The sequence below is a fragment of the Pseudomonas citronellolis genome, assembly GCF_001586155.1.
Taxonomy (GTDB): Bacteria; Pseudomonadota; Gammaproteobacteria; order Pseudomonadales; family Pseudomonadaceae; genus Pseudomonas; species Pseudomonas citronellolis.
This window is the reverse complement of record NZ_CP014158.1, coordinates 4,302,854-4,322,248: the sequence shown is the minus strand read 5'-3', so window position 1 is coordinate 4,322,248 and position 19,395 is coordinate 4,302,854. Positions and strand designations below refer to the sequence as shown.

19 protein-coding genes are annotated in these 19,395 nt (G+C 66.9%); 12 read left to right on the top strand and 7 right to left on the bottom strand.

From position 1 onward, the window contains the following. Nucleotides 1-45: 45 nt before the first annotated feature. Complete coding sequence (locus PcP3B5_RS18760) at nucleotides 46-846, bottom strand: c-type cytochrome (protein ID WP_061562103.1); 801 nt, start codon at nucleotides 844-846, stop codon at nucleotides 46-48. 671 nt (nucleotides 847-1,517) lie between these two features. Here PcP3B5_RS18760 and PcP3B5_RS18755 point away from each other — a divergent pair. The 4 genes from PcP3B5_RS18755 (at nucleotide 1,518) to PcP3B5_RS18740 (ending at nucleotide 6,966) form a co-directional block, all read left to right on the top strand. After that, complete coding sequence (locus PcP3B5_RS18755) at nucleotides 1,518-2,723, top strand: acetyl-CoA C-acetyltransferase (RefSeq protein WP_061562102.1); 1,206 nt, start codon at nucleotides 1,518-1,520, stop codon at nucleotides 2,721-2,723. 161 nt (nucleotides 2,724-2,884) lie between these two features. Beyond that, a complete protein-coding gene (locus PcP3B5_RS18750) occupies nucleotides 2,885-5,029 on the top strand; it encodes a 3-hydroxyacyl-CoA dehydrogenase NAD-binding domain-containing protein (RefSeq protein ID WP_061562101.1) in 2,145 nt (714 codons plus the stop codon). 449 nt (nucleotides 5,030-5,478) lie between these two features. Next, a complete protein-coding gene (locus tag PcP3B5_RS18745) occupies nucleotides 5,479-6,036 on the top strand; it encodes a cysteine hydrolase family protein (RefSeq protein WP_043272094.1) in 558 nt (185 codons plus the stop codon). A 192-nt stretch (nucleotides 6,037-6,228) separates the two neighbouring features. Beyond that, nucleotides 6,229-6,966 (top strand): amidotransferase, encoded by a 738-nt coding sequence (locus tag PcP3B5_RS18740; RefSeq protein ID WP_043317045.1) that lies wholly within the window; start codon nucleotides 6,229-6,231, stop codon nucleotides 6,964-6,966. A gap of 334 nt (nucleotides 6,967-7,300) precedes the next feature. Here PcP3B5_RS18740 and PcP3B5_RS18735 read toward each other — a convergent pair whose 3' ends face one another. Continuing rightward, on the bottom strand, nucleotides 7,301-8,272 hold the full coding sequence (locus PcP3B5_RS18735) for a magnesium and cobalt transport protein CorA (RefSeq protein ID WP_009618833.1): 972 nt from the start codon (nucleotides 8,270-8,272) through the stop codon (nucleotides 7,301-7,303). A gap of 98 nt (nucleotides 8,273-8,370) precedes the next feature. Beyond that, the gene (locus PcP3B5_RS18730; RefSeq protein WP_061562100.1) at nucleotides 8,371-8,592 is read right to left on the bottom strand and encodes a hypothetical protein; all 222 of its coding nucleotides are present in this window, start codon (nucleotides 8,590-8,592) and stop codon (nucleotides 8,371-8,373) included. 231 nt (nucleotides 8,593-8,823) lie between these two features. Here PcP3B5_RS18730 and PcP3B5_RS18725 point away from each other — a divergent pair, with 231 nt between their 5' ends. Then, on the top strand, nucleotides 8,824-9,330 hold the full coding sequence (locus PcP3B5_RS18725) for a macro domain-containing protein (protein ID WP_058073232.1): 507 nt from the start codon (nucleotides 8,824-8,826) through the stop codon (nucleotides 9,328-9,330). A gap of 71 nt (nucleotides 9,331-9,401) precedes the next feature. Here the strand turns inward: PcP3B5_RS18725 and PcP3B5_RS18720 are convergent, their stop codons facing one another. Then, nucleotides 9,402-9,590, bottom strand: coding sequence for a hypothetical protein (locus PcP3B5_RS18720; protein WP_009618839.1), 189 nt, complete (start codon nucleotides 9,588-9,590; stop codon nucleotides 9,402-9,404). A 1,187-nt stretch (nucleotides 9,591-10,777) separates the two neighbouring features. Next, the gene (locus tag PcP3B5_RS18715; protein WP_061562099.1) at nucleotides 10,778-11,467 is read right to left on the bottom strand and encodes a crotonase/enoyl-CoA hydratase family protein; all 690 of its coding nucleotides are present in this window, start codon (nucleotides 11,465-11,467) and stop codon (nucleotides 10,778-10,780) included. Between the two features lie 225 nt (nucleotides 11,468-11,692). Between PcP3B5_RS18715 and PcP3B5_RS18710 the strand changes: the two genes are divergently transcribed. Continuing rightward, nucleotides 11,693-12,967 (top strand): hypothetical protein, encoded by a 1,275-nt coding sequence (locus PcP3B5_RS18710; RefSeq protein ID WP_009623399.1) that lies wholly within the window; start codon nucleotides 11,693-11,695, stop codon nucleotides 12,965-12,967. A 22-nt stretch (nucleotides 12,968-12,989) separates the two neighbouring features. After that, nucleotides 12,990-13,274: a GNAT family N-acetyltransferase gene (locus tag PcP3B5_RS18705; protein WP_009623398.1), complete on the top strand. Its 285-nt coding sequence runs from the start codon at nucleotides 12,990-12,992 to the stop codon at nucleotides 13,272-13,274. A 57-nt stretch (nucleotides 13,275-13,331) separates the two neighbouring features. Here the strand turns inward: PcP3B5_RS18705 and PcP3B5_RS18700 are convergent, their stop codons facing one another. Both PcP3B5_RS18700 and PcP3B5_RS18695 read right to left on the bottom strand, forming a co-directional pair. Further along, nucleotides 13,332-14,408 carry a 3-deoxy-7-phosphoheptulonate synthase gene (locus tag PcP3B5_RS18700; RefSeq protein WP_058490167.1) on the bottom strand — a complete coding sequence of 359 codons (1,077 nt, stop codon included), beginning with the start codon at nucleotides 14,406-14,408 and terminating at the stop codon, nucleotides 13,332-13,334. Nucleotides 14,409-14,574: 166 nt separating this feature from the next. Next, nucleotides 14,575-14,994 carry a PilZ domain-containing protein gene (locus PcP3B5_RS18695; RefSeq protein ID WP_024128653.1) on the bottom strand — a complete coding sequence of 140 codons (420 nt, stop codon included), beginning with the start codon at nucleotides 14,992-14,994 and terminating at the stop codon, nucleotides 14,575-14,577. On the opposite strand from PcP3B5_RS18695, the gene PcP3B5_RS18690 reads away from it, so the two are divergent. From PcP3B5_RS18690 to cysB, 5 genes are all read left to right on the top strand, one after another. Then, on the top strand, nucleotides 14,993-15,382 hold the full coding sequence (locus PcP3B5_RS18690; RefSeq protein WP_061562098.1) for a YbbN family protein: 390 nt from the start codon (nucleotides 14,993-14,995) through the stop codon (nucleotides 15,380-15,382). The two genes, PcP3B5_RS18695 and PcP3B5_RS18690, sit on opposite strands and share 2 nt — an antisense overlap. Further along, nucleotides 15,383-16,336, top strand: a complete 954-nt coding sequence (locus PcP3B5_RS18685; RefSeq protein ID WP_061562097.1) for a putative 2-dehydropantoate 2-reductase — start codon at nucleotides 15,383-15,385, stop codon at nucleotides 16,334-16,336. Nucleotides 16,337-16,357: 21 nt separating this feature from the next. Beyond that, complete coding sequence (locus PcP3B5_RS18680; protein WP_009623291.1) at nucleotides 16,358-17,269, top strand: 5'-nucleotidase; 912 nt, start codon at nucleotides 16,358-16,360, stop codon at nucleotides 17,267-17,269. Between the two features lie 64 nt (nucleotides 17,270-17,333). Beyond that, nucleotides 17,334-17,822: a universal stress protein gene (locus PcP3B5_RS18675; protein ID WP_009623290.1), complete on the top strand. Its 489-nt coding sequence runs from the start codon at nucleotides 17,334-17,336 to the stop codon at nucleotides 17,820-17,822. Nucleotides 17,823-18,018: 196 nt separating this feature from the next. Next, the gene (gene cysB / locus PcP3B5_RS18670) at nucleotides 18,019-18,993 is read left to right on the top strand and encodes an HTH-type transcriptional regulator CysB (RefSeq protein WP_009623289.1); all 975 of its coding nucleotides are present in this window, start codon (nucleotides 18,019-18,021) and stop codon (nucleotides 18,991-18,993) included. The last annotated feature ends 402 nt before the right edge of the window (nucleotides 18,994-19,395 follow it).

The following is a 19,395-nucleotide window of genomic DNA, read 5'->3' as shown; positions in this document are numbered from 1 at the left end:
CGGACGCCCCTGTGGAGCGCCCGCCTTTTTCTTTGCCGGCGCGCTCTACATCAGCGCCTGGCGCCGCGCCGCCATGTGCGCGAGGTAGTCGATCAGCTGGTCCAGCTCGGTATCGTCGAGGGTTTCCGGGGCGAAGCCGGGCATCTTCGCCTGGGGCCAGCGGCGCAGGCTCTGCGGGTCGCGGATGTAGGCGTGGAGGAAGTCCCTGGCGAAGTACTCGGTGGGGCTGTAGGGCTGGTTCAGGTCCGGGCCGAACTGGGCGTCGCCGGCGCCGTTCAGGCGGTGGCAGGCCAGGCAGTGCTTCTGGAACAGGGCGAAGCCGGCCTGCACGTCGGGGCTGGCGTCCTTGGCCGGGAGCAGGGCCGGGAAGCGGATTTCCACCGAATCCAGCACGCGCAGGCTGCTTACCTGGAAGGGCCATTGCTCCGGGCCGATGGCCGAGGCCTGCGGGTCGGTCCAGACCAGGTAGAAGGGCCCGGCCGAAGGCTTGTCCTGGCCCAGCGGCGGCCAGGGCTTCTTTTCGTCCTCGATGGCCAGCCAGGCCCGCGCGCCCTCTTTCTGCAACAGCGGCGCGGCGGGCAGCTCGGCGGCGAAGCCGTCCAGCGCCACGGCCTGCACGTGGGCGCGGCCGTCCACGCCCTCCAGCAGCGCCGCCAGCGGCACCGCGCGGTAGTGCATGGTGCGCTTGTAGGCCACGTCGTCCTTGATCTCGATGTTGCGCGCCTGGGCGTTGCCCAGCAGCTCGGCGCTGCTCAGCGTGCGCGTGCCGGCGGGCAGCTCCAGGGTCAGTTCGGCGGCGAATACGGTGGGGCAAAGCAGGATCAGCAGCGACAGGATGAAGCGCATGGGCGGGCTCCAGCGATGGGCTGCGCAAACATAGCAGAGGATGCCGACGAACGGCACTGCCACCTGCGCTGCGAGGGCGCGGCCCTTCGGGCGACGCCGGCTTCGCAGCGGCAGGCGGACGGTTGGCTAGCCGACCAGGCGACTGAGGTTGGGGATGATGAGCACCACTGCGGTAACGAAGACGATCAGGCTGGCCTGCCGCCATTTCTTCGGTTGTTGATCCATCATGATGTTCCCGCCTTTCTTGTTGTTGGCCCGCTCCCGCGCGCTCATACGGCCCGGCGCCGGGTGGCTGCGACCTTGGCTTTGCATACCGGCCGCCCCGGCAAGACCCGGCAGCGACGTCCCATAGGTACTGCGAAATTTCAGTCTAAGCCCCGGCTGGCGCGGGCTTAGACGATCTGGCAGCAAATCCTATGGTTCCAGGCATATTCCATCTATATGACAACGCGGTGACGGCTCTGGCTCGCGGCCCGACCGCTCATCCGACCGCCCGTCGGCGCGCAGCCCAGAGCGGTGCGCCAGGCGACCGCCGGTCGCCCGGGCTGAGCGCGGGGGTCAATCCGCCTGAGCGATCCGGTCATTGCCGGACGCCGCCGCGCGGTTAAGGTAGGCCGACACGCTGCCTGCGTGACCTCCACGCCAAGAGAGCACTCCCAAGAGAGAACGCCATGACCGAAGCATTGATTTACGACGCGGTGCGCACGCCCCGCGGCAAGGGCAAGAAGGACGGCGCGCTGTACAGCGTCAAGCCGGTGGACCTGATGGCCGGCCTGCTGCGCGAAGTGCAGCGGCGCAACCAACTGGACACCGCGCAGGTCGACGACATCGTCCTGGGCTGCGTGACGCCGGTGGGCGACCAGGGCGCCGACATCGCCAAGACCGCCGCCCTGGTCGCCGACTGGGACGAGCAGGTGGCGGGCGTGCAGATCAACCGCTTCTGCGCCTCGGGCCTGGAGGCGGTCAACCTGGGCGCCATGAAGGTGCGCTCGGGCTTCGAGGACCTGGTGCTGGTGGGCGGCGTGGAATCCATGTCGCGCGTGCCCATGGGCTCGGACGGCGGCGCCTGGGCGCTGGACCCGCAAACCAACCTGCACACCAGCTTCGTGCCCCAGGGCATCGGCGCCGACCTGATCGCCACCCTGGAGGGCTTCAGCCGCAGCGATGTCGACGCCTTCGCCCTGCGCTCCCAGCAGAAGGCCGCCAAGGCCCGCGCCGAGGGGCTGTTCGGCAAGTCCCTGGTGCCGGTGACCGACCAGAACGGCATCGTCATCCTCGACCACGACGAATTCATCCGCGCCGACTCCAGCCTGGAAGGTCTCGGCGCGCTCAAGCCGAGCTTCGAGATGATGGGGCAGATGGGCTTCGACGCCACCGCCCTGCGCAAGTACAGCTACGTCGAGCGCATCGAGCACGTGCACACCCCGGGCAACAGCTCGGGCATCGTCGACGGCGCCGCCGCCATGCTCATCGGCTCCGAGGCCAAGGGCCGCGAGCTGGGCCTGAAGGCCCGCGCGCGGATCGTCGCCACGGCGGTCACCAGCACCGACCCGACCATCATGCTCACCGGCCCCGCGCCGGCCACCCGCAAGGCCCTGGCCAAGGCCGGCCTGCGGGTAGACGACATCGACCTGTTCGAGGTCAACGAAGCCTTCGCCTCGGTGGTGATGAAGTTCATGAAGGACATGGGCGTGCCGGAGAGCAAGGTCAACGTCAACGGCGGCTCCATCGCCATGGGCCACCCCCTGGGCGCCACCGGCTGCATGATCCTCGGCACCCTGCTCGACGAACTGGAGCGGCGCAACCTGCGCTACGGCCTGGCCACCCTCTGCGTGGGCGGCGGCATGGGCATCGCCACCATCATCGAACGCGTTTAAGGATCGATCATGGGCTACTGCGCTCGGCCATGCTGCGTTGGAAATTCTCCGGGAATGCTCATTGGCTGCAGCCAACTCCGCTTGCCGAAGAATTTCCGCCTTGCCTGACCTTCGCTCGTGACGCCCCTGAAGCGATCCCCCACCCTGGGAAGAAGATAAAAATGACCGAAGCCATCCGCTACGAAAAGGGCCAGGACAACATAGTCGTCCTGACCATGGACATGCCCGGCCAGAGCGCCAATACCATGAACGGCGCCTACCGCGAGGCCATGGCCGCCACCGTCGCCCGCCTGGAGGCCGAGAAGGATTCCATCGCCGGCGTCATCCTGACTTCCGCGAAGAAGACCTTCTTCGCCGGCGGCGACCTCAACGAACTGATCAAGGTCACCAAGGCCGACGCCCCGGCCTTCTACGCCGGCATCCTGGTGCTCAAGGGCCAGCTGCGTCGCCTGGAGACCCTCGGCAAGCCGGTGGTGGCCGCCATCAACGGCGCGGCCCTGGGCGGCGGCTGGGAAATCGCCCTGGCCTGCCACCACCGCATCGCCCTGGACGAAAGCCACGTGCAGCTGGGCCTGCCGGAAGTCACCCTGGGCCTGCTGCCCGGCGGCGGCGGGGTAGTGCGCATGGTGCGCCTGCTGGGTCTGGAGAAGGCCCTGCCGTACCTCGCCGAAGGCAAGAAGGTGCGCCCGGAGCAGGCGCTCAAGGCCGGGCTGATCCACCAGTTGGCCTCCAGCCGTGAAGACATGCTGGCCAAGGCCCGCGAATGGATCGCCGCCAACCCCAACGCCAAGCAGCCGTGGGACACGGCCGGCTACAAGATCCCCGGCGGCACCCCGTCCAGCCCGAACGTGGCGCAGATGCTGGCCATCGCCCCGAGCGTGCTGCGCGACAAGACCAAGGGCTGCTTCCCGGCGCCGGAGAAGATCATGTGCGCCGCCGTCGAGGGCGCCCAGGTGGACTTCGACACCGCGCAATTGATCGAGGCGCGCTACTTCACCGAGCTGACCACCGGCCAGGTGGCGAAGAACATGATCGGCACCTTCTGGTTCCAGCTCAACGAGATCAACGCCGGCAAGTCGCGCCCGCAGGGCTACCCGCAGCAGCAGACGAAGAAGGTCGGCGTGCTCGGCGCCGGCATGATGGGCGCGGGCATCGCCTACGTCTCGGCCGCCGCCGGCATCGAGGTGGTGCTCAAGGACGTCTCCATCGAAGCGGCGGAGAAGGGCAAGGCGTACTCAGCCGCGCTGCTGGACAAGAAAGTGAGCAAGGGCCAGATGACCGCCGAGAAGCGCGACGCCTTCCTCGCCCGCATCAAGCCGAGCGCCAGCGAAACCGACTTCGAGGGCTGCGACCTGATCATCGAGGCGGTGTTCGAGGACCGCGCGCTCAAGGGCAAGGTCACCGCCGCCGCCGAGGCCGCCGCGCTGCCCGATGCGGTGATCGCCTCCAACACCTCGACCCTGCCGATCACCGGCCTGGCCCAGGCCGTGGCGCAACCGCAGAAGTTCATCGGCCTGCACTTCTTCAGCCCGGTGGACAAGATGCCGCTGGTGGAAATCATCCGCGGCGAGAAGACCGACGACGCCACCCTGGCCCGCGCCTTCGACTACGTATTGCAGATCAGGAAGACGCCGATCGTGGTCAACGACAGCCGCGGCTTCTTCACCTCGCGGGTGTTCGGCACCTTCACCAACGAAGGCCTGGCCATGCTCGGCGAGGGCGTGCCGGCGGCGATGATCGAGAACCAGGCGCGCCAGGCCGGCATGCCGGTGGGCCCGCTGGCGATCAGCGACGAGGTCTCGCTGAGCCTGATGAGCCACATCCGCGAGCAGACCCGCAAGGATCTGGAAGCCGAAGGCAAGGCCCTGCCGCAGCACCCGGCCTTCGCCGTGGTCGACCTGATGCTCAACGAGTACAAGCGCCCGGGCAAGGCGGCTGGCGGCGGCTTCTACGACTACCCCGCCAACGGCAGGAAGCACCTGTGGCCGGAGCTGAAGCAGCGCTTCGAGAAGCCCGACGGCATGATCCCGGCCGAAGACGTGCGCGACCGCATCCTCTTCGTCCAGGCCATCGAGACGGTGCGCTGCGTGGAGGAGGGCGTGCTGCTGTCGACCGCCGACGCCAACATCGGCTCGATCTTCGGCATCGGCTTCGCCGCCTGGAGCGGCGGCGCGCTGCAGTTCATCAACCAGTACGGCCTGCAGGACTTCATCGCCCGCGCGCAATACCTGGCCGAGCAGTATGGCGAGCGCTTCGAGCCGCCGGCGCTGTTGCTGGACAAGGCGTTGCGCAACGAGACCTTCTGAATGGGTTTGGTGTAGGAGCGAGGGGGACGCCTAGTTCTTGCTCGCGAACGGGAGTTACCTGTGGCAGCGGTGTTCTGGGGGAACTCCGCTCCCTCTCCCTAACCCTCGGCTGCGCGCCCCGCCCTGAAGGGAGAGGGGACCGTTCGGTGTGTGCGGATGCTCTTGAGTTAGCCGGGCCTGCCGGCGGTTTCAGGTTGAGGCCATTCCTTCTCTTGGCACGGACAAGCCCCCTCTCCCTTCAGGGAGAGGGCTGGGGAGAGGGGACGGAGCAACCGGAGACACCATGGCCGCCGGCGAGCACCATTCGCGAGCAAGCTCGCTCCTACGAAAAGCAAAAGCCAAAGCAAGGACGCGCCCCCCGAAACCGCCCCCACCACCGGTTTTTTCTTCCCCACGACCCCCGTAGGATGGCGTTGAGCGCAGCGAAACCCATCACCCCCGGATCCACCATGCCCAACACCCCCGCCCTGATCATCATCGACATGCAAAAAGGCATGGCCAGCACACCGGTCCCCCGCAACAACCCCCACGCCGAAGCCCGCATCGCCGAACTCCTGGCCGCCTGGCGCGCGGCCGGGGCGCCGCTGCTGCACGTCCGGCACATCTCGCGCACGCCGGGCTCGCCGTTCTGGCCGGGGCAGCCGGGGGTGGAGTTCCAGGACGCGCTGGCGCCGCTGGAGCACGAGCAGGTGCTGGAGAAGAACGTCCCCGACGCCTTCGCCAACAGCGGCCTGGAGCGCTGGCTGCGGGTGCGCGGCATCGACACCCTGGTGATCGCCGGCGTCAGCACCAACAACTCGGTGGAAAGCACCGCGCGCAGCGCCGGCAACCTGGGCTTTCGCACCTTCGTGGTGGCCGATGCCTGCTTCGCCTTCGAACAGCGCGACTACCACGGCACCCTGCGCAGCGCCGAAGAGGTCCATGCCATGGCCCTGGGCAACCTGCAGGGCGAGTACGCCTGGGTGCTGGAGACCGCGCAGGCGCTGGGGATGGCGCGGGACGGCTGAGCAGCCGGTCGCCATCGTTCCCGCCGGCATTGATGCGCGGCGGTTTTTCGGGTATTTCCCCTGAAATTCCGATGCAAGGAATGGCTTTGTCATCTTGTGTCGTGAAAAAACAGTGTGTAGTTTTCACGGGGCGTGCAGTTTGTTAAGAAAGCGCGCGTTCGTGCCCGCTCAACCTCAGGAACCCACCACTACATGACGCTGCAAATCTGCATTCTGGAAACCGATATCCTGCGTCCCGAGCTGATCGACCAGTACACCGGCTACGGCTGGATGTTCCAGCAGCTGTTCGCCAAGCAACCGGTGCCCGCCGAGTTCAAGGTGTACAACGTGGTGGAGGGCCATTACCCGCCCGACAGCGAGCACTACGACGCCTACCTGGTGACCGGCAGCAAGTACGACTCCTTCGGCGACGAACCCTGGATCCGCAAGCTCAAGGACTACCTGCTGAGCCGCTACGAGCGCGGCGACAAGCTGCTGGGCGTGTGTTTCGGCCACCAGCTGCTGGCCCTGCTGCTCGGTGGCAAGACCGAGCGCGCCGACCAGGGCTGGGGCGTGGGCATCCATGACTACCGCATCGAAGAGCAGCCGCAGTGGATGCAGCCGCAACTGGACGACCTGACCCTGCTGGTCAGCCACCAGGACCAGGTCACCCAGCTGCCCGAAGGCGCCCGGCGCATCGCCAGCAGCGACTTCTGCCCGAACGCCGCCTACGCCATCGGCGACCAGGTGCTGTGCTTCCAGGGCCACCCGGAGTTCGTCGCCGACTACTCCCAGGCGATCCTCGACCTGCGCCGGGAAATCTTCAGCGAGCCGGTCTACCGGAAGGGCATCGACAGCCTCGACCGCGAGCACCAGGGCGCCACCGTGGCCGAATGGATGATGCGCTTCGTCCAGCTGGGCCGGAAAAAGGACGAGCAGAACGCCGCCTGAGCTCGCTGCGTCCACCAACGCCGCTCCCCGGAGCGGCGTTTTCATTCCCGCGCCGAGGCGAACCGCCTTTCGTAGGAGCAACTGTCTGCGTCGAGGTGCTTTTCGTAGGATGGGTTGAGCTTGCGAAACCCATCGGGCCATGGTGATGGGTATCGCTTCGCTCAACCCATCCTACGGGGCTTCCTGGAACTGTAAGCGGATCTCATCCGCGAATCGCGCCGGCACTTCCGGCTATCGCGGACAAGGTTCGCTCCTACGGCTCCAGGGACGCACGGGCGTAGGGCATTCCGCGCAGGATGCCATCCTACACAAGCGCTGTGGCGCGGTCGGCGGGCTAGAGCCAATCCGCCTGCTTGAAGCTGACGTACAGCCCGATGCAGCCGATCACCAGCAGGCCCATCACCAGGAAGTAGCCGTAGTGCCAGTGCAGCTCCGGGATGTACTCGAAGTTCATCCCGTAGATGCCGGCCACCGCCGTGGGCAAGCCGAGGATCGCCGCCCAGGCGGCGAACTTGCGCTGCACCACGCTCTGCCGCGAGGACTCCAGCAGCAGGCCGACCTCGATGGTCTGGCTGGCGATGTCACGCAGCGAGTTGAGGTCTTCCAGCAGGCGGTTGACGTGGATGGCCACGTCGCGGAAGTAGGGGCGCATCTGCTTGTCGATGAAGGGGAAGTCCAGGCGCTGCAGCTCCTGGCAGATCTCCACCATGGGCGCCGCGTAGTGGCGCAGCTTGAGCACCTCGCGGCGCAGGCCGTAGATGCGCTCGATCTCCTCCTGGCTCAGCGAGGTGCGCAGGGCGCGCTGCTCCAGCACCTCGATCTCGCCGCGGATCTCCTCCACCACCGGCTCGTAGTTGCCGACCACGAAGTCGAGCAGGGCGTAGAGCACGAAGTCGGTGCCGTGGGCCAGCAGCAGCGGGCGCGCCTCGCAGCGCTGGCGCACCTGCGAGTACGACTGCGAGAAGCCGTGGCGGGCGCTGATGATGTAGCCGATGCCGGCGAACAGGTGGGTTTCCACGAACATCAGCCGGCTGTCCGCGCGCACCGGCGAGTAGATCACCATGAACAGCGCGTCGCCGAAGGTCTCCAGCTTCGGCCGGCTGTGCTTCTCCAGGGCGTCGGCGATCGCCAGCTCGTGCAGGTTGAACTGCTTCTGCAGGTTCATCAGCTCTTCCGGCGTGGGTTCCTGCAGGCCGGTCCAGACGAAGTGGTCGGGCTGGCAGGCCCAGCGATAGCCCGCCTCCAGCGGGATATCGGCGACCTTCTTGCCCTTGCAGTAGACGGCGGATGCGACGACTCGACCCATGGCGCGTTCTCCCGGCAGGCGGAGGCGGGCGGTGCCGGCGGGCACCGGCGGCGATCTGCAAAGTATGGGCAAGCTGGCGCAGGCCGCCAGCGCAGAGGTCAGGAGTGCGGGCGCAGGCTCTGCTGCAGCACCGCCAGGGCGTTGGGCAGCACTTCGTTGAAACGCTGGAACAGCGCGCTCTTGTCCACGCCGTCCGGCTGGATGTTGCGGGCGCCCTGGAAGCCGCCGCTCAGGGCCAGCGCCACCAGGACCACGATGCTGTACAGGCCGATGCTGGCGAGGGCGCCGTTGCGCAGGGTGCGGGCGGTGGAACGGTGCATGGCGGTGGCTGCCGGAAGTGGGAGTGGGGCCAGTTTCCCAGCAGTCTGGTCGATGGAATAACGAAGTTCGTTGCTTTCAACTATCGGCGGAATTGATGGTTTGCCGACCGCCGCGAGGGGGATGCGGCCTTGATGCGGGTCAAGGTTCGCGGTGCGGCCAGGCGTAACGTGGAAGTTGACGGGAGCGCAAGGCAAGGCTTCCGAGGTACTCCACCGAGCAAGGAAAGATTCATGATTCGAGAAGTTGAAGGCGACATTCTGCTGAGCAAGGCCCAGGTCATCGCCCATGGCATCGCGCCCCAGGACCCGTTCGACAGCGGCCTGGCGCTGGCCCTGCGCGAGCGCTGGCCGTCGCTGGTCCGCGACTACCGTCATGCGGCCCATGCCTCGGCGCCCGCGCCGGGCTCCATCTGGGCCTGGTCGGGGGTGGACGCCGACGGTTCGACCCGCGGCATCGTCAACCTGCTCACCCAGGACATGCAGGGCAGCGGGCGTAGCGCCAAGCCGGCCAAGGCCAGTCTGGAGAATGTCGGGCACTGCCTGCGGGAGCTGGCGAAGTACGTCGAGGGGGAGGGCGTCCGCAGCCTGGCGCTGCCGTGCCTGGCCACCGGTGTCGGCGGGCTGGAGTGGAAGGATGTGCGACCGTTGTTGGACAGGTACCTCGGCCATCTGGACATTCCCGTGGTGGTCTATGCGGTCTATCGCAAGGGCGTCGCCGCCGACGAGAAGCTCGGCTGAGGCGTGGCCGGCGGCCTGGCGCGTCCCGGAGCCGGGGCGCGTGGGGCCGTCGGAATGCCGGCGAGCGCCGGTCAGCCCTGGTGGGCGGGGGTAGCGTCGTGCTGCTGGCTGGCGGTCCGCTCGGCCTGGTGCTGCAGCGCGGCCTGGTTCAGGTTGACCATGCGGTTCTGCATCAGCGGCGATTCTTCGGCGAAGCCGGACTGGGCGCCGAGCAGAGTGGCGCTGGCGAGGAGGGCAGTGGCGATCAGTTGCAGTTTCATGATGAACACCTCGTTGGTTGCTTTTCCTGTGGGTTCATCAATAGGTTAACGCGCAATAATTTTTGAAAAAGACTGAACGGGCTTAATCAGTTTTGCCTTTTTCGTAACTATTCGAGGCGTCCCGTAGGAGCAACTGTCTTGCGCCGAGGTGCTCTTCGTAGGATGGGTTGAGCTTGCGAAACCCATGCGGTTGCGCTGATGGGTATCGCTTCGCTCAACGCCATCCTACGAGAAGCCGTGCTTCCTGGAACCGTAGGGCCCTGCCCGCGAAATCGCGTGCAGGGCGCGCTCCTACAGGGGAATGGCATCGGCGCTCGGGCTTTCCCCTCACCCCAGCCCTCTCCCGGAGGGAGAGGGGGCTAGTCCGTGCCGAGAGAAGGCCTGGTTTCAGCCGGCAACCCCTGCGCTAGCCGGCTAACGCCGAAACACCAACGCACGCCGAACGGTCCCCTCTCCCTCCGGGAGAGGGTTAGGGTGAGGGGGCCGCAGGCCTGCTCGCTCGATTCCGTGCCTCTATGCGCTTCGTGAGGCACGGCATTTCCCCCGCACCTGTAAGCGGGCCCTGCCCGCGAAATCGCGTGCAGGGCGCGCTCCTATAGGGGAATGGCATCGGCGCTCGGGCTTTCCCCTCACCCCAGCCCTCTCCCGGAGGGAGGGGGAGCTAGTCCGTGCCGAGAGAAGGCCTGGTTTCAGCCGGCGATCCCTGTGCTAGCCGGATAACGCCGAAACACCCATGTACTCCGAACGGTCCCCTCTCCCTCCGGGAGAGGGTTAGGGTGAGGGGGCCGCAGGCCTGCTCGCTCGATTCCGTGCCCCTATGCGCTTCGTGAGGCACGGCATTTCCCCTGCACCTGTAAGCGGGCCCTGCCCGCGAAATCGCGCGCAGGGCGCGCTCCTACAGGGGAATGGCATCGGCGCTCGGGCTTTTCCCTCACCCCAGCCCTCTCCCGGAGGGAGAGGGGGGCCAGTCCGTGCCGAGAGAAGGCCTGGTTTCAGTCGGCGATCCCTGTGCTAGCCAGCTAACGCCGAAACACCAACGCACGCCGAACGGTCCCCTCTCCCTCCGGGAGAGGGTTAGGGTGAGGGGGGCCGCAGGCCTGCTCGCTCGATTCCGTGCCTCTATGCGCTTCGTGAGGCACGGCATTTCCCCCGCACCTGTAGGAACAGTGGGGCGGCGTAGGAGCACCTCAGCCCAGGTGCTGCTTGTCCTTCTCGATGGCCTGGTCGAGGGTTTCCAGCAGTTGCCGGCGCACCTTCAGCTTGGTGTTGCGGTGCGCGGTCATGTTCAGTTTCTTCAACTGCTGGGCGGCGGCGCGGGCGGTGTCCAGCAGCTCCTCGGCGCTCACCACCTTGTCCAGGAAGCCGGCGGCCATGGCCTCCTGCGGGGCGAACATCTCGGCGTTGATCACCGAACGGTTGAAGGCCGACTTGCGCAGGCGGTCGCGGGCCAGTTCGATGCCCACGTGGTGCATGGTCATGCCGATGGCCACTTCGTTCAGGCCGATCTGGAAGGGGCCGTCGACGCCGATGCGGTAGTCCGCCGAGAGCAGCAGGAAGGCGCCCTTGGCCACCGCGTGGCCGGGGCAGGCGACGATGATCGGGTAGGGGTGGGCCAGCATGCGCCGGGCCAGGGTCGAGCCGGCGGCCACTAGGGCCACGGCGTTCTCCGGGCCGGAGGTCATCACCTTGAGGTCGTAGCCGCCGGAAAGGATGCCCGGCTGGCCGGTGAGGATCACCACCGCGCGGTCCTGCTCGGCACGGTCCAGCGCCTGGTTGAAGGCCTCGATCACGGCGGGGGAGATGGCATTCACCTTGCCGTTGGCGAGGGTCAGGGTGGCGACGCCGTCGTCGAGTTGATAGCTGATCGGTTCACTCATGGCAGGACATCCGGAAAAGGGGCGTGGCGCAGAACATACTGGCGACCACGGCGACCGTAAAGCGCTGTGTCCGACCGGCCGGTCACCGCGGTTTTGCGACGGACTTCACTCTCCGATGGGCGAGCCGGTGAATTTCGCGGGGTGTGCGTGGAGGCGCGCAGGCCGTGCTGTTAAGCTGCCAGCACCGCCGTCCGTATCAATCCGCTTACAGGGAAGTCCTTCCGAATGTCGAAACTGCTCAAGTGGGGCCTGCTCGGCATCGTGGCCGTCGCGCTCATCATCAAGGTGTCGCTGTGGCTGTCCGTGCGCAGCATCGTCGACGACGCCGTGGCGCGCCTATCGCCGATGGTGGAGATCACCTACGGCGGGATTTCCTCTTCCTTCGACGGCCGCGTCGGCCTGAAGAACGTGGAGATCCGCGTGCCGGCCGCCCGCGACAGCCTGAAGGTGGCCCATGCCCAGCTCAGGTTCAACGGCCTGCGCGAGCTGCTGAGCTTCAAGGAGCGCCTGGCCGAGGGCAAGCTGCCCAAGCAGATGGCCATGGAACTCACCGGCGTCGAGCTGCAGGTGCACGGCCCATTCATGCAGGCGCTGTACCAGCAGCCGGCGGAGAGCAGCGTGTTCACCGCCATGAGCGAGGTGGCCTGCGGCAACATCCGCAACATCGGCTCCGACGAGCTGCTGCAGATGGGCTACCGCACCCTGGAATCGGATATCGAGTTCTCCTACCTGTTCGAGCCCGGCGCGCAGAAGCTGACCTTCAACCTGCGCTCGGACGCCCGCGGCATGCTCGACACCCGCGTCGGCATGTCCCTGAGCAACGTCTCCGAACGCCCCGGCGACATGCGCGTGAACCCGCCGCGGGTGTCCCAGGTGACCGTCGAGCTGGACGACAACCAGTACCAGCGCAAGGTCCAGGAATTCTGCGCCGCGCGCCTGGGCGTGAAGCGCGAGGAGTACCTCAAGCAGGCCCTGGCGCAGTTCGACAAGGCCATGCGCAGCCAGCGCGTGGCGCTGGACCAGCCGCTGCTCGACGCCTACGCCCGCTACCTGGCCGACCCGCAGTCGCTGCGCCTGGAACTCAACCCCAGCGAGGGCATGACCTGGAGCGGGCTGCAGTTCTTCGAGGCCAAGGACGTGGTCGGCATGCTGCGCCCGGTGGTGCTGGTGAACCAGCAGGCGGTGAACCCGATCGGCTTCGCCTGGGTCGACCCGCTGAAGCACAAGGTCACCGCCGATTCGGCCACGCATAAGATTTCAGCCGAAGAAACGGTTGAGTCGGAGAAGAGAACGCAGCAATATGGCTTCGTCAGTATCGACAGCCTTGCCCAGTACACCGGCAAGCGCCTGCAGTTCATCACCTTCGATGGTGCCTATTATCAGGGTGTACTGCACAAGGTGGAGAACGGACGAGTCTATATCACGGTCCTCATGGGGACGGGCTCGGCCGAGATGAACCTCCGCCTGAACAAGATCAATCAGGTGCGCGTCGAGTTGTGAGACGCGCAAGAGGAGAGTGCAAGTGAGTGAGTCGTTGTCCATCCATCATGATGAGTCCAGCCACCAGTTCGTCACGACGGTGGACGGTCATCGTGCCTACCTGGCCTACATGGATCTGGGCAAGCAGACGCTGGACATCTACCGCACCTTCGTGCCCGACAGCCTGCGCGGCCGCGGCATCGCCGCAGCGCTCACCGAGCACGCGCTGCAGTACGCCGAGCGCAAGGGCTACAGCGTGATTCCCTCCTGCTCCTACGTCGAGCGCTACCTGGAGCGCCATCCGCGCCACGCCGACCGCATGGCCTGAGCCGCCAGCACCCATGAAAACGCCGGGCAATGCCCGGCGTTTTTCGTTGCGTCCGATTCAGCCGCGCTGGCGCTTGGGCAGCACGTCCTTGAGCTTGGCGTGCATGCTGCGCACGGCCTTTTCGGTGGTTTCCCAGTCGATGCAGGCGTCGGTGACGGAGACGCCGTACTGCAGCTGGCAGAGGTCCTTCGGGATCGGCTGGTTGCCCCAGCCCAGGTGGCTTTCCACCATCAGGCCGACGATGGAGTTGTTGCCCTCGACGATCTGGTTGGCGACGTTGTCCATCACCAGCGGCTGCAGGGCCGGGTCCTTGTTGGAGTTGGCGTGGCTGCAGTCGACCATCACGTTCAGCGGCACCTTGGCCTTGTTCAGCTCCTGCTCGCACAGGGCCACGCTCACCGAGTCGTAGTTGGGCTTGCCGTTGCCGCCGCGCAGCACCACGTGGCCGTAGCGGTTGCCCTTGGTGGTGACGATGGACACGCCGCCTTCCTGGTTGATGCCGAGGAAACGGTGCGGGCTGGAGACCGACTGCAGGGCGTTGATCGCCACGGTCAGGCTGCCGTCGGTGCCGTTCTTGAAGCCGACCGCGGAGGACAGGCCGGAAGCCATCTCGCGGTGGGTCTGGGATTCGGTGGTGCGCGCGCCGATGGCCGACCAGCTGATCAGGTCCTGCAGGTACTGCGGGGAGATCGGGTCGAGCGCCTCGGTGGCGGTGGGCAGGCCCATCTCGGCCAGGTCGCGCAGCAGCTGGCGGCCGATGTGCAGGCCGTCCTGGATCTTGAAGGAGTCGTCCAGGTAGGGGTCGTTGATCAGGCCTTTCCAGCCCACGGTGGTGCGCGGTTTCTCGAAGTACACGCGCATTACCAGGAACAGGGTGTCGGCGACTTCGGCGGCCAGGACCTTGAGGCGCTCGGCGTATTCGTGGGCGGCCTTGACGTCGTGGATGGAGCAGGGGCCGATCACCACGAACAGGCGGTGGTCCTTGCCATCGAGGATGTCGCGAACGACCTGGCGGCCATGGGCGACGGTCTGCCGGGCGGCATCGGTCAGGGGGATTTCGCGCTTGAGCTGCTCCGGCGTGATCAGGGTCTCGTTGGAGGCAACGTTAAGGTCGTCGATCTGTAAATCAGCCATCGTGGTACTCAGTCAGGTCACGGGTGCCGGCCGCCAGGAACCCCCCATGCGATGGGGCGCAGGCATGAATCTCGCTAAGGGGAAGTCGAACCTTAACGCGTCGGACGCCGGCTCGACAATGGGCAGGCAGCGGGAAAATGCCCGGATGACGGGGTTTGGCGGCGTTTCAGATGGCGCAGAACAGGGGGAAGTCGGCGGCGTTGCAGGCGATCCACTCCAGGGCGGTGTCTTCCACCGGCTGCGCCTGCCCGCTTTCGCGCTCGCGCTGGCGGCGGAAGTGCTCGATCTGGCAGACCTGTTCGACCATGCGCGCGCGGAACAGGGTGTCTTCGTCGAGGAAGGCCACGCCCACCAGGTAGTCGTCGCTGAGTTTGCGGCTCCAGGCCACCACGCCGGGGTAGCGCGCGGCGTCGCCCAGCAGCGGGATGCGCAGCTCGACCGCGGTGCCGCGGCGGAAACCGCGCGGGGCGTTGCAGGCCACCCCGCCGAGGCTGATATTGTACAGGCGCTGGCGCGGCAGGAAGAGCTGCCTGCGGACCACCAGCTCCACCGGTAGATCACAGGGGTGACGCAGGAACTGTCGCATGACGGAAGGCTCCGACTGCAATCTTTTTGGCGTTGGCATTGGGCAAAGTATAGTGCCGTCGCTGGAACTCACCGACCTGGATGCCGATCACCGGTTGCTCGAGTTGCCAGGCGAGTCGCTGCTGGTGTTCAGCGCCGAGGGCTGCGCTTCCTGCCGCTGGGCCCGCGCGCAGTTGCCGGGCATGGGCCTGCCGGTGCGGCGCCTGTGCTGGGTCGATGCCGGGCGCAATGGCGGCCTGGTCGAGCGTTATGAAGTCTTCCACCTGCCGGCGCTGTTCCTGGTGCGCGACGGCGCCTTCCATGGCCGCCTCGACGCGCCCCTGCGCGCCGGCCCATTGGCCCAGGCCCTGCGCGCCGCGGCCTTGCGCATTCCCGAGGAGTTGCCCTGAATGACTGTTTCCCCCGTCCGCATCGGCGTGATCGGCACTGGCGCCATCGGCGGTTTCTACGGCCTGATGCTGGCCCGCGCCGGCTTCGATGTGCACTTCCTGCTGCGCAGCGAATACGCCGCGGTGGCCGAGCACGGCCTGCGCCTGAACAGCCAGGTGCACGGCGCCCTGGGCCTGGCGCCGGTGCAGGCCTACCACGACGTCGCCGAGATGCCGCCGTGCGACTGGCTGCTGGTGGGCGCCAAGACCACCAGCAACGCCGAATTGGCGCCGCTGATCGCCCGCGCCGCGGCGCCGGGCGCCAAGGTCCTGCTGCTGCAGAACGGCCTGGCGGTGGAGGAGGGCCTGCGCCCGCTGCTGCCGGACGCGCTGCACCTGCTCGGCGGGCTCTGCTACATCTGCGTGCACCGCTCCGCGCCGGGAGTGATCGAACACCAGGCCCTGGGTGCGGTGCACCTGGGCTACCACAGCGGGCCGGCCGCCGCTGCCGCCGGCCAGGCCATCGCCGAGGAGGGCGCGGCGCTGTTCCGCCAGGCCGGGCTGGATTCCGTGGCGATGCCGGCGCTGGAGCACGCGCGCTGGCAGAAGCTGGTATGGAACGTCCCTTACAACGGCCTGTCGGTGCTGCTGGATAGCGGCACCCGGGCGCTGATGGCCAACGCCGACAGCCGCGCGCTGATCGCCGCCATCATGGACGAGGTGATGGCCGGCGCGGCTGCCTGCGGCCATGAGTTGCCGGCCGGCTACCCGGCGGCGATGCTGAGCGCGACCGAACGCATGCCCGACTACCTGCCGAGCATGTACCACGACTTCGCCCAGCGCCGGCCGCTGGAGTTGCAGGCCATCTACGACGCGCCCCTGGCCGCGGCGGCCGCCGCCGGGGTGGCGATGCCGCGCATCGAGGCGCTGCAACGGGCGCTACGCTTCATCGACGCGCGCAACCAGGCGCGCTGATCCATCACGGGGGAACGGGCAATGGGCAAGGGGCTGGGCGACAAGCTGGTGGTGGCGATCTCCTCGCGGGCGCTGTTCGACCTGGACGAGAGTCACCGCATCTACGAATCCGAAGGCGTGGAGGCCTACCGGCAGTACCAGATCGCCCACGAGGACGAGGTGCTGTCGCCCGGGGACGCCTTCGCCCTGGTGCAGAAGCTGCTGGGGCTCAACGAGATGCTCGGCCGGCAACTGGTGGAAGTGGTGCTGGTCTCGCGCAACAGCGCCGACACCGGCCTGCGGGTGTTCAACTCCATCCAGCAGCATGGCCTGGGCATCTCCCGCGCGGCCTTCGTCGGCGGGCGCAGCCCTTATCCCTACCTGGCGGCGTTCGGTTGCCACCTGTTCCTCTCCACCCACGTCGAGGATGTGCGCAGCGCCCTGGAGAACGGCTTCGCCGCGGCCACCATCCTCTCCGCCGGGGCTCGCCGCGAGACCGCCGGCGAACTGCGCTTCGCCTTCGACGGCGACGCCGTGCTGTTCTCCGACGAGGCCGAGCGGGTGTTCCAGCAGGGCGGCCTGGAGGCCTTCCAGACGCGCGAGCAGGCGTCCGCCCGCGAGCCGCTGGGCGGCGGCCCGTTCAAGCCCTTCCTGGCGGCGCTGAACCGCGTGCAGCAGGCCTTCCCCCAGGAATCCTGCCCGATCCGTACGGCGCTGGTCACCGCGCGCTCGGCGCCGGCCCACGAGCGCGTCATCCGCACCCTGCGCGAATGGGACATCCGCCTGGACGAGTCGCTGTTCCTCGGCGGCCTGGACAAGTCGGCGTTCCTCGAGGCCTTCAGCGCCGACGTGTTCTTCGACGACCAGCCCGGGCATTGCGAGCGGGCCCGGGAGGTGGTCGCCACCGGCCACGTGCCCCACGGCGTCAGCAACGAGCCGCAGACGGCCAGCTAGCGCGGCCTCGGCCGCTTGCTGCTACTCTGCTCAGAGGCCCGCCGCCGAGGCAGTAGGAGGCCGCATGATCCGATCGATTCTCTACGCTACCGACCTTGGTCTCTACGCCCCGTACGTCCTCCAGCACGCCATGTCCCTCGCCCGCGCTTACGATGCCGAGATCCACGTGGTGCACGCCGTGGAGCCGATGGGGCTGTTCGCCGACTCCGTGCTGCAGACCTACCTGGATGCCGACACCCTCGCCGAGCTGCGCAGCAGCGGTTTGAGCACCGTCATGGGCAACATCGAGCGGCGGGTGATGGAAGGCTTCCGCGACGAACTCGGCGAACTGCACGAGGAGTCGGACATGATCCGTTCGGTGCGCGTGCTGCAGGGCGACCCGCCGCAGGTGATCCTCGACGAGGCGCAGCGCCTGGCCGTGGACCTGATAGTCGCCGGCAGCCACAGCCATGGCGAGGGCATGAACACGCCCCTGGGGCGCACCGCCGCACGGGTGGTGCAGCTGGCGGAAGTGCCGGTCTACCTGGTGCCCATGCTGCAGCACCGCAGCTGAGCACGGCTGCGCGACGAACGGATGCGGCGCTCTGCCGCGCACTTTTCCCGGTGTCCGTGGGGTGCCGGGATGTTGCCAGAGGGGACGTAGTAGGCAAGCTCGAAAAAAACGTCTAACTTTATTCCTCAAACCATTAATATGGTTATAAAAGCAGAGCCCGGGTCGCGGGCCGCGACATCCATTTCGAGGAATCTCCATGAAGCTTCAGCAACTGCGCTATATCTGGGAAGTCGCGCACCACGACCTCAACGTTTCCGCCACCGCGCAGAGCCTGTACACGTCGCAGCCGGGCATCAGCAAGCAGATCCGCCTGCTGGAAGACGAACTGGGCGTGGAAGTCTTCGCCCGCAGCGGCAAGCACCTGACCCGTGTCACCCCCGCCGGCGAGCGCATCATCAACACCGCCGGCGAGATCCTGCGCAAGGTCGAGAGCATCAAGCAGATCGCCCAGGAATTCTCCAACGAGAAGAAGGGCACCCTGTCCATCGCCACCACCCACACCCAGGCGCGCTACGCGCTGCCGAGCGTGATCAGCGGCTTCATCAAGCAGTACCCGGACGTCTCCCTGCACATGCACCAGGGCACGCCCATGCAGATCGCCGAGATGGCCGCCGACGGCACCGTCGACTTCGCCATCGCCACCGAGGCCCTGGAGCTGTTCGGCGACCTGATCATGATGCCCTGCTATCGCTGGAACCGCTGCGTGATAGTGCCCCAGGGCCACCCGCTGACCAAGGTACCGAAGCTGACCCTGGAACTGCTCGCCGAACAGCCGATCGTCACCTACGTGTTCGGCTTCACCGGCCGCTCCAAGCTGGACGAGGCCTTCAACCAGCGCGGCCTGGTGCCCAAGGTGGTGTTCACCGCCGCCGACGCCGACGTGATCAAGACCTACGTGCGCCTGGGCCTGGGCGTGGGCATCGTGGCGCACATGGCGGTGGACCCGAAGCTGGACAGCGACCTGGTGATGCTCGACGCCAGCCACCTGTTCGAGTCCAGCGTGACCAAGATCGGCTTCCGCCGCGGCACCTTCCTGCGCGGTTTCATGTGCGACTTCATCGAGAAGTTCGCTCCGCACCTGACTCGCGAGTTGCTGGCCAAGGCGGTGCAGTGCCACAACAAGGCTGAGCTGGATGAGCTGTTCGAGGGGATCGAGCTGCCGGTTTATTGAGGCAGGTGTGAAACGGGTGGGGATTGGCGGGGTTTAGGTGGGGTGGGTGTTGGGTTCAAGAGCGCCCTCTCCCCAACCCTCTCCCGCAAGCGGGAGAGGGGGCTGTCCGTGCCACCGTCGACAACGGATTTAGCCGGAAGCACCGGAGCTGCCGGCTAACGCCATAACATCCAGCTCTGCCCAACGGTCCCCTCTCCCTTCAGGGAGAGGGTTAGGGAGAGGGAACGGAGTCGATCCCAAACATCTATATCGCCGGGAAACTCCCTTCGCGAGCAAGCTCGCTCCTACGAAGAGCAAAAGCACGCCGCTCTTGCTTTTGGGACTTCCAGAGAAACCTCCGCGCACTCCGAAACGCCCCTTCAGCAGGCCGAGCGAAACCGGCGCTCAGGAGGTCATGCGACA